Raw genomic sequence first — 15519 nt, 5'->3', positions numbered from 1 at the left:
CAATCGGCCGGCTGCCGCCGGCGCGCGCCGGTCCGCGCGTGCCGCCAACCAACGGACCTCCGATGAGATCGACTTCCTTCGCTTCGTCACGACGTCACCCGCCGGTGCTCGTGCCCGGCAACCATCCGGGCGTGGTGCACATCGACGCGGGCATGAAACTCATGAGCGGCACGCTGTGCTCGGACAGCCGCGACTGGTACGAGGAGCCGCTCGAAAAAGGGCTGAAGCTCGTCCTCGTGCAGAGCGGGCAGTTGCGCTGCCGCGTGCCGGGCCAGCCCGAGCAATGCATCAAGGGGCCGGGCCTGTGCGTGATCGCCAACGACGGCGAATTCACGACGCACCAGATCTACGACCGCGACGTGCCGCTGCGCTACACGATCGTGCAACTCGGCCTCGACGCGCTCGACCGCAACCTGAACCTGCTGCCGGAGAAGATGCTCGCGCCGACGGGCGGCGATCCGCGGATCGTCAGTTGCCCGGCGTCGAAAGCGTTGCAGGCGCTCGCCGTGCAGATCGCGACGTGCCCGTTCGAAGGCGCGGTGCGCGAGTACTACCTGAAGGCGAAGGCATTCGAGTTGACCGCGCTGAGCGCGCAGTTGCTGGCGACGCAGCGGCAGGCAACGCCTGCCGACGTGCGCGTGACGTCGTCGGATGTCGAGCGCGTGTACGCGGCGAGCGACATCCTGACGCGCGAGCTTCAGCAGCCGCCGACGCTCGACGCACTCGCGGGCCGCGTCGGGATGAATTCGCGCAAGCTGACGGCCGGTTTTCGCAAGGTGTTCGGCACGAGCGTGTACGCGTATCTGCAGGAATACCGGCTGCGGACCGCGCACGCGATGCTGTGCGCGGAGGACGCGAACGTGTCGACCGTCGCGTATCGCGTCGGCTACAGCCCCGCGCATTTCTCGATCGCATTCCGCAAGCGCTACGGCATTTCGCCGAGCGATATCCGTGCGTCGTCGAATGCGATCGACGACGAAGAGATGGCGAGCGCGGCGATCTAAAACAACTGACCGGCAGCCTAAAGCAATCGACCGGGCTCATGGGAGTTAATGAGATAGATTCTCATTAACCGGTGGCCGCCGCCGCGCGGACCGCCATTGAACGACCCATACAAGGCGTGCCCATGAGCCAGACCGTTGTCGATGCCCGTGTCGACCATTCCGATCCTTCCCGTTCTTCCCCCATTGTTTTTCGCTCGCAGCTCGTCGCGCTGATTGCGGAGCTGCTCGACGAATCCGTCGACGAGATCGCGTCGCTCGACGATGACGAGGACCTGCTGAGTTGTGGGCTCGATTCGATCCGGCTGATGTATCTGCAGACGCGCGTGAACCGGCTCGGATACGCGCTGACGTTCGATGCGTTCGCGCGCACGCCCACGCTCGACGCCTGGGTCACGCTGCTCGCGAATGCGCCGCGCGTTGCGTACGCGACGCCTGATGCCGGGGTGACCGCCGACGTCGACGTGCATGCGCCGTTCGATTTGTCCGCGGTGCAGCAGGCGTACTGGCTCGGCCGCGGCGATGGCGAAGTGCTCGGCAATGTGAGCTGTCACGCGTTCCTGGAATTCCGCAGCCGCGCGATCGATCCCGTTCGCCTCGATGCGGCCTGCCGACGTGTGCGCGAGCGTCATCCGATGCTGCGTGCGCGCTTCACCGGCGGCCGGCAGCAGATCGTCGAAGCGCCGGACGCGCCGGTGTTTTCGCATGCGGACTGGCGCGACCGGAGCGCCGCCGATGCCGAAGCGGAATGGGCGTCGATGCGCGCGTTCCGGTCGCATGAATGTCTCGACGTCGAGCACGCGCAAGTGTTCATGATGGGGCTCGTGCAGATGCCCGGCGGCGAAGATCGCGTGTGGCTGAGCGTCGACCTGCTCGCGGCCGACGTGGACAGCTTGCGGCTGCTGATGAAGGAGATCGGCGTTGCTTATGCGGAACCGTCGGCGCTGCCCGATGCGCCGTCTACGTGGTTCCCGGCCTGGCTCGCGCGTCGCGCGGCCGATACGCGCGACGCGCGGGCCGCGGCGCGCGATGCGTGGCATGCGCGTCTTGCCGATCTGCCGGCAGGGCCGGCGCTGCCGCTGGCCTGCGCGCCGGAAACGATCCGCGCGCCGCGCTTCAGCCGCATTTCACACACGTTGAGCACGGCCGAACTCGCGCGCCTGCATGCGCAGGCCGCGCGGCACGGCGTCACGCTGTCGTCGGTGTTCGGCGCCGCGTTCGCGGCGGTGCTCGCGCGCTGGAGCGGCCGGCAGGCGTTCCTGCTCAACGTGCCGCTGTTCGACCGGCATGGCGATGCGCCCGATCTCGCCGACGTGATCGCCGATTTCACGACGCTGCTGCTCGTCGAATGCGACGTGCGCGCCGATGCGAGCGCGGCCGACACGGTGCGCGCATTCCAGCAGCGTTTGCACGGCGCGATCGCGCAGGCCGCGTACCCGGCGCTCGACGTGCTGCGCGACGCGCGCCGGCAAGGCTCGCCGCGCGCGGCGCCGGTGGTGTTCTCGTGCAATCTCGGCGACGCGCCGTTCATTCCCGATGCGTTTGCGCGCGCGTTCGGCGATCTGCACGACATGATTTCGCAGACGCCTCAGGTGTGGCTCGACCATCAGCTCTATCGCGTGCCGGACGGCGCGCTGCTCGCGTGGGACAGCGTCGACGGGCTGTTTCCGGACGGGATACTCGACGCGATGTTCGGCGCGTATGTCGCGCTCGTGCAGGCGTTGTGCGACCGCGACTGGCGGCTGCCGATCGCGGTCGAGCTGCCGTCCGCGCAGCGCCGCGTGCGCGACGCGCTCAATGCGCTGCCCGCATCCGGCCGGCCGCGCGTGCTGCACGACGATTTCTTCGCATTGGCTGCGCGCGAGCCGGACGCTGTCGCGCTGCGATGCGGCGAGCATCGGGTGACGCGCGGCGAACTCGCTGCGCAGGCGCTCGCGATCGCGGGTGGTTTGCGCTCGGCCGGCATCGGGCACGGCGATGCCGTCGAGATCAGCCTGCCGCGCGGGCCGGCGCAGGTTGCCGCGGTGTTCGGCGTACTCGCCGCCGGCGCGTGCTACGTGCCGATCGACATCGCGCAGCCGGTCGCGCGCAAGATGCTGATCGAGCGCGCGGCGGGCGTGAAGGCCGTGATCGGCGACGCGGCGCTCGCCGATGCGCCGCTGCCGCATTTCGGCGTCGCGGCGCTCATGCGGCATGCACCGCTGGCCGCGCCGCTCGCGGTTGCACCGCAGGCCACTGCTTACGTGATCTACACGTCCGGTTCGACGGGCGTGCCGAAGGGCGTCGAGATGACGCATGCAGCGGCGATCAACACGATCGATGCGGTCGACGCGCTGCTTGGCGTGAATGCGCAAGACCGGCTGCTCGCGGTTTCCGCGCTCGATTTCGATCTGTCGGTGTACGACCTGTTCGGCGTGCTCGGCGCAGGGGCCGAACTCGTGTTGCCGACCCAGGACGATGCGCGCGACGCGGCGCGCTGGATCGAGCTGATCGCGCAGCATCGCGTGACGCTGTGGAATTCCGCGCCTGCACTGCTCGAAATGGCGCTCGCCGTGCCGGCCGCGCGCGACACGTGCCGCAGCGTGCGTGCGGCGCTGCTGTCCGGCGACTGGATCGCGCTCGACCTGCCGGCGCGCCTGCGCGAACGATGCGGTGATGCGTGCGCGTTCCATGCGCTTGGCGGCGCGACCGAGGCCGGCATCTGGTCGAACGTGCAGACGGTGCGCGATGTGCCGCCGCACTGGCGTTCGATTCCGTATGGCCGGCCGTTGGCGGGGCAGGCGTATCGCGTCGTCGATGCCGATGGCCGCGACGTGCCCGATTACGTGCCGGGCGAACTGCTGATCGGCGGCGACAGTCTCGCGCGCGGCTACCGGAACGATCCCGAGTTGACCGCGCAGCGTTTCGTGCAGCACGCGTCGGGCCGCTGGTATCGCACCGGAGATCGCGGCCGCTACTGGCCCGACGGGACGCTCGAATTTCTCGGACGCGAGGACCGGCAGGTGAAGGTGCGCGGGCATCGGATCGAGCTTGGCGAGATTGAGGCGGCGCTGGCCGCGCATCCCCGGATAGACGGCGCGTGCGCGAGCGTCGTGAGCGGCGAAGCGGCGCGCATCGTCGCGGCGTTCGTGCCGGCTGATCCGGCATCGAGCGAAACGCCGCCGCCACGCGCGCTTGCACAGGCGAATCTCGTCGATACGGCGCAGGCGGAAGCGGCAGTTGCGCGTGCGATCGCCGACCGGCTGCTCGACCGCGATGCGGGTATCTCGCAATCGTTGCGCACGCATCTTGATGCAAGGCATGCACCGGCGGGCACGTCGATCCCGATCGATCGCGCGCTCGACCTGCTCGACTGGGATGCCACCGATCTCGACGATCTGACGGCATCGTTGGGCGCGCTCGCCGTCGATCCGGACACTGCCGCACAACGCGTACAGCTCGATTCGCGCGTGGCGCCGCTCGCGTTCGCGACGCGCTTGCCGGATGGTGCACGCGCGCTGCGCCAGTTCGGTGACGCGCTGCAAACACTGGCCGCAGCACATATGGGCGCATTGCGGGTCGCGGTGCTCGACGCGCGGGCCGGGCAATGGTTCGACGCGGGGCTCGGCGTGCTCGACGATCCGCGTTTCGACGTGACGCTGTTCGACGTGTCGCCGGGCCTGCTGCGTAGCGCGCAGGCGCGCTTCACGCATACGACGCCTGCATTGCAGACGATGCAGGAAGGCTTGCTTCCCGCACGCCATCTCGACCGGTTCGACTGCGTGATCAGCTTCGCGGCGGCGCACCTGCGCGATGATCCGCGCGACACGTTCAGGATCGCTGCGGCGTTGCTCGAGCATGACGGCCGCTTGCTGCTCGCAGACGTGCTGCGCGATTCGCCGTTGCGTGAACTCGTCGCGGGGCTGACCGGTGATGCGTCGCTGCCGCGCCCGTTCGAGGACGATGCACTCGCGGCGGCTGCGCAAGCGTGCGGCTTTTCGCTCGATGCCCGGAGCTGGCGTTCGGCCGCATTCGCGTGCATCGACGCGCGTCGTATCGACGAACCGGCCGCGCAAACGACGCTGGCCGACTGGCTGCGCGACCGGCTGCCCGACGCAATGCGTCCCGACGCGCTGTGGTTCATGCCGCGCTGGCCGCTCAACGGCAACGGCAAGATCGACCGCCGTGCGGTGGGCGACGCGCTCGCGCGTGCGCTCGGTGACGCCCCGGCCGCACACGACGCATTCGTGCCTGCCGACGAGCGACAGGCGACGTTGCTTGCCTGCTGGGAGCAAGCGCTCGGCCATGCGGCGAACGCGCGCGACGCGACGTTCTTCGCACTCGGTGGCGACAGCCTGCTCGCGACGCGCCTGCTCGCGCAACTGCGTGAACGGCTCGGCGTGCGGATCGGGATGGCCGCGTTCTACCGTCAGCCGACGCTGGCCGGTCTCGCAGCGCAGCTCGATGAGGCGGAAGCCGTGCCCGCAGCACCAGCCGACGGCGACGCCAAAGTCGCGACGATCGAGGAGGGCGTGCTGTGAGCTTCGACGACGTACTCGACCTCTGCCGCGAACGACAAATCGAACTGTGGTGCGACGACGGCGGCCAGTTGCGCTATCGCGCGCCGGCCGGCGCGCTCGACGCGGATCTGGCCGCACGCATCAAGGCCGAACGCGACGCGTTCGTCCGCTTCCTGCAGGAAGGCACGTGGCGCAGCGATCCGGTGCGCCAGCATGAACGCTTCGCGTTGACGCCGGTGCAGGCCGCTTATGTGCTCGGCCGGCACGAATCGTTCGAGTTCGGCGGCAATGCCTGCCATCTGTACGTCGAATACGGCGAGCCTGCCGATCTCGACTGCGTGCGTTTCGAGGCTGCATGGAACGCGTGCGTCGCGCGGCATCCGATGCTGCGCGCGATCGTCGAGGACAACGCATGGCAACGCGTGCTGCCCGACGTGCCGTGGCAGCCGCTCGCGGTGCACGATTTGCGCGATGCCGACGCAACCGCATTCGACGCACATATCAGCCGCGTACGCGAGCGCCTCGATCATGCGGTGCATGCGCTCGACCACTGGCCGGTGCTGCAGCCGGAAGTGAGCCTCGGGCCGGACGGTGCGGTACTGCACCTGTCCGTCGATTTCACGCTGATCGACTACGCGAGCCTGCAATTGCTGCTCGCCGAGTGGCGGCGTCGTTATGACGATCCGCAATGGCGTCCCGCGCCGCTCGACGCGACGTTTCGCGACTACGTCGTCCATGAAGCGCATGCCTGCGAGCGCGCCGATCATGCGCGCGACAAGGCGTGGTGGCTCGCGCGCATCGACGATCTGCCCGCGCGTCCCGATCTGCCGGTGCTGCCTGCACCGGGCGGCGATGCGCAGCCGCGCTTCACGCATCGGCACGCGCGGCTCGATCGCGCGCAATGGGCCGCGCTGTGCGCCAGCGCGAGCCGCTTCGGGTTGAGCGCGGCGAGCGTCGCGCTGGCCGCGTTCGCTGAAATCGTCGGCCGGTGGAGCCAGTCGCCGGCGTTCTGCGTGAACCTGACGGTACTGAACCGTCCGCCCGTGCATCCGCGCATCGACGCGGTGCTCGGCGATTTCACCGCACTGAGCCTGCTCGCCGTCGATGCGACGCAAGGGCGCGATTTCGTCGAGCGCGCGCGCACGATCGGCGCGCGGATGTTCGACGATCTCGACCACCGCGCGTTTACCGGCGTCGACGTGATGCGCGAACTCGCGCGGCGGCGCGGCAAGGATGCGGCGCTGATGCCCGTCGTGTTCACGAGCGGCATCGGCAGCGTCGGCCGCCTGCTCGGCGAGCAAACGACGCGCGCGGAACCGCCGCGCTACATGATCAGCCAGACGCCGCAGGTCTGGCTCGACTGCCAGGTGACCGACCAGTTCGGCGGGCTGGAAATCGGCTGGGACGTTCGCGACGACTTGTTTCCTGACGGCATGCCCGCGGCGATGTTCGACGCATACGTCGCGCTGCTGGGCCGTCTCGCCGACGATGCCGAATGCTGGTCGCGCGCGGGCGACATCGTGCTGCCGTCGGCTGTGCCGGTCGCGCTCGCGCATCCGGATGCGGATACGCATATCGCAGCCGGTTTCGCCGTGCAGGCGTTGCGTACGCCCGATGCGCCGGTCGTGATCGACGCGCAGGGCGCGCGCACGTATCGCCACGTCGCGCAACACGCGGCGGCGCTGCGCACCGTGCTCGAACAGCAAGGCGTGACCGAGGGCGACACGGTCGCGGTGCTGATGCCGAAATGCGCGCACCAACTCGCGGCCGTGCTCGCGATCGTCCAGGCGGGTGCTGCCTACGTGCCGGTCGACAGCCGCCAGCCCGCGCTGCGGCAACAGGCGATCCTGCGCAATGCGCGCGTGCGCGCAGTCGTGACGCTGCAAGGCATCGACATCGAACATGATGGTTGCGCACGCATCGATATCGATACGTTGCCGATCGATCCGCAATGGCCGCCAAGCGTCGCGCGCGACATCGCGCCCGATGCGCTCGCGTACGTGATCTACACATCGGGTTCCACCGGCGAACCGAAGGGCGTGATGCTGAGTCACGCAGCGGTATGCAACACGCTTGCCGACATCAGCGCGCGCCACGAAGTCGGCACGGGCGACGTTGTGCTCGGGCTGGCTGAACTGAGCTTCGACCTGTCCGTCTACGACTTCTTCGGCGCGACCGCGCGCGGCGCGTGCATCGTGCTGCCCGATCCGGCGCGCGGCAACGATCCGTCGCACTGGGCCGAGCTGATGGCGCGCCACCACGTGACGCTGTGGAATTCGGTGCCCGCGCAAGGTCAGATGCTGATCGACTACCTCGAAGGCGAGCCCGCGCTCGCCGTACCGGGCCCGCGCCGCGTGCTGTGGTCCGGCGACTGGATTCCGGTGACGCTGCCGGCCCGCTGGTGGCGGCGCTGGCCCGACAGCGCGCTGTTCAGCCTCGGCGGCGCGACCGAGGCGTCGATCTGGTCGATCGAGCATCCGATCCGCCCGGAAGACACGCAGCTCGCGAGCATTCCGTACGGCCGCGCGCTGACCGGGCAGACGATGGAAGTGCTCGACGCGCTCGGCCGCGCGTGCCCGCCCGGCGTGCGCGGCGAGATTCATATCGGCGGCGTCGGGCTCGCGAGCGGCTACGCGAACGATCCCGTGCGAACGGCCGAGCGCTTCATCCGGCATCGCGACGGGCGGCGGCTCTACCGCACCGGCGATCTCGGCCGCGTGCGGGTGGACGGTTCGCTCGAGTTCCTCGGGCGGCAGGACGACCAGGTGAAGATTCGCGGCTACCGGATCGAGCTGGCCGAGATCGATGCGGCATTGAATGCGCATCCGCTCGTCGGCGCGGCGACGACGATCGTGCTCGGCGAAGGTGCGGAGCGCCGGCTTGCGAGCTTCGTGGCGTTGCACGGCACGGAGTTGGCTTCTCCCGAGCAGGACGACACGCTGCACGAGGTTGCGGCGCACGTGCGCGAAGCGTTCGACGCCGCGCGCTGGCCCGCGCACGCGGACGTGTCGCGATCGGTTGCGCAGCTCGAAGCGGCATGCGTCGCGTCGCTGGCCGGCTGGATCGTGCCGGCGGGCGGTCTGATGGCCGACACGTCGACCGACCTTGCGACGTTATGCGAGCGGTTGCGCGTGCCGACGACACGGCAGCATCTGCTGCGCCACTGGCTCGCGATGCTCTGCGCACACGGTGTGCTGCATGCGGACGACGAAGGCGGGTGGCGCGTGCGCCCCGACGCCGACCACACGGGCCACGCCGACGCGCACGCAAGCTGGAACGCGTTCGCGCACGATGCGCCGCCCGACCTGTGGCCGGCCGTCCTCATCGACTACTTCCGCGACAGCGCCGGATGCCTCGACGCGCAGGTGGACGGCAGCGTGTCGCCCGCCGGCCTGATGTTCCCGGAGGGCGCATCGCATATCGCCGACGCGATGTACAGCAACGGCGAACATGCACGTGCGCTGCATCGCGGGATGGCGCAGGCCGTGCGCGCGATCGTCGCGCGCGAGCCGCAGCGTGCGTGGCGGATTCTCGAAATCGGCGCGGGCACGGCCGCGGCGACGCGTGCGATCGTCGACGCGCTTGCGCCGCTCGTCGAAGCGGGCACGCGAATCGACTACCTGTTCAGCGACGTGTCGAGCTACTTCCTCGCGGCTGCGCGCGAGCGTTTCGCCGCGTATCCGTGGATGCGGTTCGTGCGATTCGACATGAACGCGCCGCTCGACGCGCAGGGCATCGCGCCGCATTCGGTCGACCTGACGATCAGCTCCGGCGCGCTGAACAACGCGCGCGATACGGTCGCGCTGATCGCGGGGCTGCGCACGCTGTCGGCGCCGGATGCGTGGTGGGTGATCCAGGAACTGACGGCGGAACATCCGGAAATCAGCATCAGCCAGGCGCTGATGATGGAGACGCCGGATGACGCGCGCGCGTCGGCATCGCGGCTGTTCGTGCCGCGCGCGCAGTGGCTCGAATGGCTGCAGGCGAACGACGGCGATCGCGCACTCGGGTGCGTGGCGGCCGAGACGCCGCTCGATGCGCTCGGCTACGACATCCTGCTCGCGCACGTGAAGCGCGGCGCGGCACGCATCGCGCCGGACGCGTTGCTCGCGTTCGTTTCGGAGCGCGTACCGGGCTACATGGTGCCGTCGCAACTGCGCGTGCTCGAACGCCTGCCGGTGACCGCGAACGGCAAGATCGACCGCCGCACGCTGGCCGGCATCGCCGACATTCGCGAACCGGAGCCGGCGGTCGTCCGTCCGGCGGCGGCACAGGCATCCGATCCGCTGCTCGCGCGGCTGGTCGGACTGTGGGAGACGGTGCTCGATACGCGCAACGTCACGCCGGATCAGGACTTCTTTGCCGCGGGCGGCGATTCGTTGCTGATCGCGCAACTCGTGTCGCGGCTGCGCAGCGAGGAACCGCTCGCGCAGGCGCATCCGTTCGACCGGCTGCTGCGCTGGGTGCTCGCACAGCCGACCCCGGCTGCGTTCGCGCAATGCCTGCGCGACGCGGACACCGCGTCGTCCGCTACGCCTGCCGCGCCGCGCACGATGCAAGCATCGACTGTCGTGCATGCGCCCGCGCCGCGTGTGCGCGCCGACGTGCGTCCGATTCCGCTCGCGCCGGGCGACGGCGTGCCGCGCGTGATCGTCCACGAAGGTCTCGGCACCGTGCACGCGTACCGGCCGGTCATGCTGGCGCTCGCGCGGCTCGGCCCCGTACTCGGCTTCGCGGTGCGCGACGCGCAGGATTATCTCGATCTACCCGCACGCCACCTGAACGCAACGCTCGGCCGGCGTTACGCGAATGCGCTGTGGCGCTCCGGCGTGCGCGAGGTCGACGTGCTCGGCTACTGCTCGGGCGGGCTGGTCGCGCTCGAAATGGCGAAATCGCTGGTGCAGCTCGGCGTCGCGGTGCGCACGCTCGACATCGTGTCGAGCTACCGGATTCCGTACCTGATCGAGGACGAGCGGCTCGTGCTGTTCAACTTCGCGGCCACGCTCGGGCTGCCGCTCGACGCGCTCGGTTTTCCGGAAACGTACGTGCTGGCCGACGCGCTCGCCGACGCATTGAAGGCCGACCCGGCGCGGCTCGCGCCGGGCAGCCTGCAGGCGCAGCTCGAGATCTTCGGCGATCGCTGCGAGCCGCTCGATGCGCTGCGCGCTCGCGTGTTGCGCGCAGCGGCCGGTCTGTCGATGCAGGACGCGGTCGCGCATCCGCTGCTCGACGAGCGCGAACGGCTGTACCGGCTCTTCATGCATTCGGTGCAGGCGAGTCATTGGGCCGGCGACGCACCGTATGCCGGCGCGCTGCGGCTGTTCGTGCCCGAGCGCTGCAATCCGCTGATTCCGCAGCAGCGCGCGGCACTCACTGATTACTGGACGCGGCAGGCGCTCGGCGGCATCACGGCCGTCGATATCCCCGGCGGTCATTTCGACTGCCTGAACGCTGCGTTCGTCGACACCCGCCTGAAGGAGGCGCGATGAAGGTTCACCCGTTGCCGGTCGTCGTGGCCGGCTCTCGTTTCGGTCAGTTCTATGCGGCGGGCCTGGCCGCTTCCGGCGCGTATCACGTCGCCGGCATCCTCGGGCAGGGCAGTGCGCGCACGGCCGCGCTCGCTGCGCGTGTCGGCGCGCCCGTGTTCGACCGCCCGGAAGCGCTGCCGGACGACGTGCGCGTCGCGTGCGTCGCGGTCGGCGGTGCGGCGCGCGGCGCGGAAGGGGCCGCGCTCGCGTGCCGGCTGCTCGAACGCGGGATCGACGTCGTGATCGAGCATCCGCTGCTGCCCGACGAATGGGACTCGGTGCTGCGCACAGCGTCGCGTCATGGCCGCCGCTGCCTGCTCAACAGCTTCTATCCGAACCTGCCGGTCGTCGGGCGTTTCATCGCGGTCGCGCGACGGCTGCATGAAACGAGCACCCCCGTGCATGCGGATGTCGTGTGCTCGGTGCAGGCGAGTTTCGCGGCGCTCGACGTGCTCGCAGCCGCGCTGCGCGGCGTGGGCCCGTGGTCGGTCGAGCCGATCGGGCCGGCGCTGTCGTCGATGCGCGAATGCGCGATGGTGCTCGCGGAAACGCCGGTGTCGCTGCGCGTGCACAACGAGATGGCCGCGGCCGACGACGGCCGGATGAGCGTGCTGTTCAGCATCGCGCTGACGACCGACGCCGGTACGTGGACGCTCGCATCGCCGCACGGCCCGCTGTGGTGGGCGCCCGCGCTGCGCGAACCGGCCGCGGACGAGAACGGACTGTTCCCGATCTTCGGCGACCCGGCAGGCGACGACATGCCGAGCATCCAGATTTGCGACGATGCGCAAGACACATGGGGCGAGATTCATGCGCGCTGCTGGCCGCAAGCGGCCGTGCGTGCGGTCGACCGGCTCGTGTCCGGCGAAGGGCTGCATGCGTGCAACCAGCGCAGCATCGACGTGACGCGCGTGTGGCAGCAACTGACCGCGCAGCTCGGTTTTCCGGAACAACCGCCGGGCGACGCGCGCGCGGCGACGCTCGGCATGCTGCTGGAGCGTGCGGCATGAAGCGGCCGTTGTTCACGATGTTGCGGCCGTTCGCGGTGCCGCTCACGACGGCGGTCGCGCTGCAGGCGCTGGCGGGTGTCGCGTCGCTCGTGCCGTGGCTCGCGCTCGGGCGGATCGCCGACGCATGGCGCATGACCGCGCAGCTCGACGCCGCGGCGCGCGGCTGGCTCGTCGCGGCCGTGGCGGCCAGCGTGTTGTGGCTCGGCGGGCAGACGGTCGCGCTGCATCTCACGCACCGTGTCGACGCCGATCTCGGCGACCGTTTGCGCAAGCGTCTCGCCGATCATCTGCAACGCTTGCCGCTCGGCTGGTTCGCGCGTGCGGGCAGCGATCGCGTCGCGCGTCATGTCGACCAGGACGTGCGCGCGCTGCACCAGCTCGTCGCCCATGCGCCGGCCGACGTCACGCAGCTCGTCGTCGTGCCGTGCGCGGCGCTCGCGTGCCTGCTTTACCTGAATCCCGCGCTGCTCGCGTTCGCGCTCGTGCCGCTCGCGGCCGGCGCCGCGCTGTTTCGCTGGATGCGTTCGGCGCGGTTCGCGCCCGCCTTCATGGCGCGCAATGCGGCGCTCGAACGGCTGATGGGCGATTACGCGCAGCTCGCGCAGAATCCGGCGCTCGTGCGGCAGTATCCGGGCGCCGGCATCGAGGCGGCCGCACTGGCGTCGACCCGGGGCTTCGCGCAGGCGTTTTTTGCGTGGGTCGGCCGCGTCGGCGGGCCCGGCGCATGCACGCAGGTGCTGCTCGGCACACCGTTCCTGCTCGCGTGGACGGTGTTCGGTGCGACATGGCTCACGGCCGGGCGGTTGCCGGTCGGTGAACTGTGTACGTTCGCGCTGCTGATCTGGGCGGTCGCGGCGCCGGTGCGCGCGCTCGGCCACGGCGCCGATGCGCTGCTCGAAGCGCGCGCGGCCGCCGCGCGCCTCGATGCGCTGCTCGCGCAGCCGGGCTTGCCGGAGCCTGCCGAGCGCGCGGCGCGGGTGCCGCGCGATGCGTCGGTCGAGCTGTGCGGCGCGAGCGTCGACATCGACGGCGCGCCGATCCTGCGCGACATCGACGCGACGATCGCGGCCGGCACGACCACCGCGATCATCGGGCCGTCGGGCGCGGGCAAGAGCACGCTGCTGATGCTGCTCGCGCGTTTCATGGACCCGGATCGCGGCGCGGTGCGGCTCGGCGGCGCCGATCTGCGCCTGCTCGCATCGTCTACGCGGCGCGAGCAGGTCGCGATGGTGTTCCAGCAGGCGACTGCGCTCGACGTGTCGATCGCCGCGAACATCGCGCTGTACCGGCCCGATGCCAGCCGCGACGAGATTCGTGCGGCTGCGCGCGCGGCCTGTCTCGACGAGCGCATCGACGCGCTGCCGGGCGGCTACGACTGCATATGTGGGCGCGATGTGCGCCTGTCCGGCGGCGAGCTTCAGCGGCTGTCGATCGCGCGTGCATTGCTGTCGCGCGCGCCGTTGCTGCTGCTCGACGAGCCGGCGTCGGCGCTCGATCCGCAAACCGCGCGCGCGTTGCGTAACGCGCTGCGCGGCGAGGTGCGCACGCGCGTGATCGTCAGTCACGATCTCGACGCGATCCGGCATGCGGACCAGATTCTCGTGATGGATCGCGGGTGCATCGTCGAGCGCGGCACGCATGCGGCGCTGCTCGCCGCGCGCGGGCTGTATGCGCGGTTGTGGAGCGAACGCGGCGCGGCACACGAGGAGGCCGCACGATGACGAGCTTGCTCAAACGTTTGCAGTGCCTGCCGAGCGACACGCAGCGCGCACTGTGGCGCGGCGTCGGCTGGGCGAGCGCCGCCGCGCTGCTCGACGGCGCGTGCGGGCTGCTGCTCGTGCCGCTGATCCGCGCGTGGTTTGGCGGCGCGCATGCGGCTGTGCTGCACTGGGCCGTCGCGCTCGGCGTGCTGACGCTGTGTCATGCGCTCGTGCTGTACGTCGCGCAGCTCGGCGGTTATCGCGCGGGCGGTGCGCTGGCCGTCGGGCTCGTCGAGCGCCTCGTGCAGCACCTGCCGCGCGTCGCGTCGTGGCAGACGGTGCGCGACAGCCATCCGGCCGGGCTGCTGCGCGGGCCCGTGATGCAGGCGATGGGGATTCCCGCGCATCTGCTCGGGCCGCTGATCGGTGCGGTCGTCACGCCGCTGGCGGTCGTCGCGGGGCTCGCGTGGATCGACTGGCGCATCGCGCTGTGCCTGGCGGCCGCGGCCGTGCTGTTGTTCGCGCTGCTGGAGCGCGGCGGCGCACGCACGCTCGCGTTCGAACAATCGCGTGCGGCCGGCGATCGCGACATGGCCGTGCAACTCCAGACGTTCGCCGCACATCAGGGGCTGCTGCGCTTCGCGGGCCAGGAAGGTGAAGCGCGCGAAGCGTTGCAGCGCGCGTTCGACGAACAGCATCGCCGCACGCGCGCGCTGATGCGGCGCTCGTTGCCGATCGAACTCGGTTTCGCGGGCGCGGTGCAGGGCGTATTCGTCGCGATGCTGCTCGGCGGCGCATGGGCCGTCGCGTCGGGCCGGCTCGATGCCGCGACGGCCGTCGCGGTGCTCGTGCTGCTCGTGCGCTTCATCGAGCCGCTCGCGCAACTCACGCAGCTCGACCAGGCGTTGCGCGGCGGCTGGCGCGCGCTCGACACGGTGCTCGCGGTGCTGCACGCGGCGCGTTTCGACAGCCCCGAGCGCGGCACGCAGGCGCACGATGCGAGCGTCGACGCGGTGCGCGTCGGCTACCGGTCGGCCGCCGGCGCGACGCTGCTCGACGGCGTCGACCTGCATTGCCCGGCGGGCGGCTTCGTCGCGATCGTCGGCCCCACGGGCGCAGGCAAGAGCACGCTGCTCGGCCTGCTCGCGCGGCTCGACGATCCATGCGCCGGGCGCGTGCTGCTCGGCCGTTCCGACGTGCGGCACCTGAGCGAAGCGACGCTCGCCGCGACGCGCAACCTCGTGTTCCAGGACAACGGGCTGTTTCGCGGCAGCCTGGCGTGGAACGTGCGGATGGGCCGCCCCGACGCGACCGATGCCGAACTGCGTGCCGCGCTGGACGCGGTCGGCCTGCTGTGCGACGCCGAGCGGCTGCCCGACGGGCTCGATACCGACGTGGGGCCGGGCGGCCAGTTGCTGTCGGGCGGGCAGCGCCAGCGCGCATGCCTCGCGCGTGCGCTGCTGGCGCGCGCGCCAGTGCTGATGTTCGACGAACCGACCGCGAGCCTCGACGAATTCAGCGCGCGGCAGGTGCGCGACAGCCTCGTCGCGATGCGCGGGCAGCGCACGCGGATCGTCGTCACGCACCAGCCGGCACTCGCGGCGGCGGCCGACACGATCGTCGTGCTCGACGCGGGCCGCGTGCGGGCGACCGGCACGCACGCGCAGCTCGTCGCGGCGGACGCGTGGTACGCGACGTTCGCCCGGGCGGGGCGCCCGCACGACGGGCCGCCGCCCGCCGAGGCGGAAGCGGAAGCCGGATCGGCCGAATCCGCACACTGA

General features: G+C 70.6%; 6 protein-coding genes. All 6 read left to right on the top strand.

Annotated features, from left to right (window positions below):
* Window positions 1–62: 62 nt before the first annotated feature.
* The 6 genes from BBJ41_RS24880 to BBJ41_RS24855 all read left to right on the top strand — a co-directional run bounded on the left by BBJ41_RS24880 (window position 63) and on the right by BBJ41_RS24855 (window position 15519).
* Window positions 63–1004: a helix-turn-helix transcriptional regulator gene (locus tag BBJ41_RS24880; RefSeq protein WP_069748907.1), complete on the top strand. Its 942-nt coding sequence runs from the start codon at window positions 63–65 to the stop codon at window positions 1002–1004.
* Window positions 1005–1126: 122 nt separating this feature from the next.
* Window positions 1127–5521: a non-ribosomal peptide synthetase gene (locus BBJ41_RS24875; RefSeq protein WP_069748906.1), complete on the top strand. Its 4395-nt coding sequence runs from the start codon at window positions 1127–1129 to the stop codon at window positions 5519–5521.
* A complete protein-coding gene (locus BBJ41_RS24870; protein WP_069748905.1) occupies window positions 5518–10989 on the top strand; it encodes a non-ribosomal peptide synthetase in 5472 nt (1823 codons plus the stop codon). The genes BBJ41_RS24875 and BBJ41_RS24870 overlap by 4 nt, the downstream gene beginning before the upstream one ends.
* The gene (locus BBJ41_RS24865) at window positions 10986–12038 is read left to right on the top strand and encodes a Gfo/Idh/MocA family oxidoreductase (protein ID WP_069748904.1); all 1053 of its coding nucleotides are present in this window, start codon (window positions 10986–10988) and stop codon (window positions 12036–12038) included. The genes BBJ41_RS24870 and BBJ41_RS24865 overlap by 4 nt, the downstream gene beginning before the upstream one ends.
* Complete coding sequence (locus tag BBJ41_RS24860) at window positions 12035–13759, top strand: ABC transporter ATP-binding protein (RefSeq protein ID WP_069748903.1); 1725 nt, start codon at window positions 12035–12037, stop codon at window positions 13757–13759. Before BBJ41_RS24865 ends, BBJ41_RS24860 begins: the two co-directional genes overlap by 4 nt.
* The gene (locus BBJ41_RS24855; RefSeq protein ID WP_069748902.1) at window positions 13756–15519 is read left to right on the top strand and encodes an ABC transporter ATP-binding protein; all 1764 of its coding nucleotides are present in this window, start codon (window positions 13756–13758) and stop codon (window positions 15517–15519) included. The genes BBJ41_RS24860 and BBJ41_RS24855 overlap by 4 nt, the downstream gene beginning before the upstream one ends.

Source organism: Burkholderia stabilis, from assembly GCF_001742165.1.
Lineage (GTDB): Bacteria > Pseudomonadota > Gammaproteobacteria > Burkholderiales > Burkholderiaceae > Burkholderia > Burkholderia stabilis.
The sequence above is the reverse complement of the archived record's forward strand: the minus strand, read 5'-3'. Positions and strand labels throughout refer to the sequence as shown.

What these genes read in the sequence shown, in the direction of transcription:
- BBJ41_RS24880 (WP_069748907.1), top strand. Translation starts at nt 63, where the DNA reads ATGAGATCGACTTCCTTCGCTTCGTCACGACGTCACCCGCCGGTGCTC.
- BBJ41_RS24875 (WP_069748906.1), top strand. Translation starts at nt 1,127, where the DNA reads ATGAGCCAGACCGTTGTCGATGCCCGTGTCGACCATTCCGATCCTTCC.
- BBJ41_RS24860 (WP_069748903.1), top strand. Translation starts at nt 12,035, where the DNA reads ATGAAGCGGCCGTTGTTCACGATGTTGCGGCCGTTCGCGGTGCCGCTC.
- BBJ41_RS24855 (WP_069748902.1), top strand. Translation starts at nt 13,756, where the DNA reads ATGACGAGCTTGCTCAAACGTTTGCAGTGCCTGCCGAGCGACACGCAG.
- BBJ41_RS24865 (WP_069748904.1), top strand. Translation starts at nt 10,986, where the DNA reads ATGAAGGTTCACCCGTTGCCGGTCGTCGTGGCCGGCTCTCGTTTCGGT.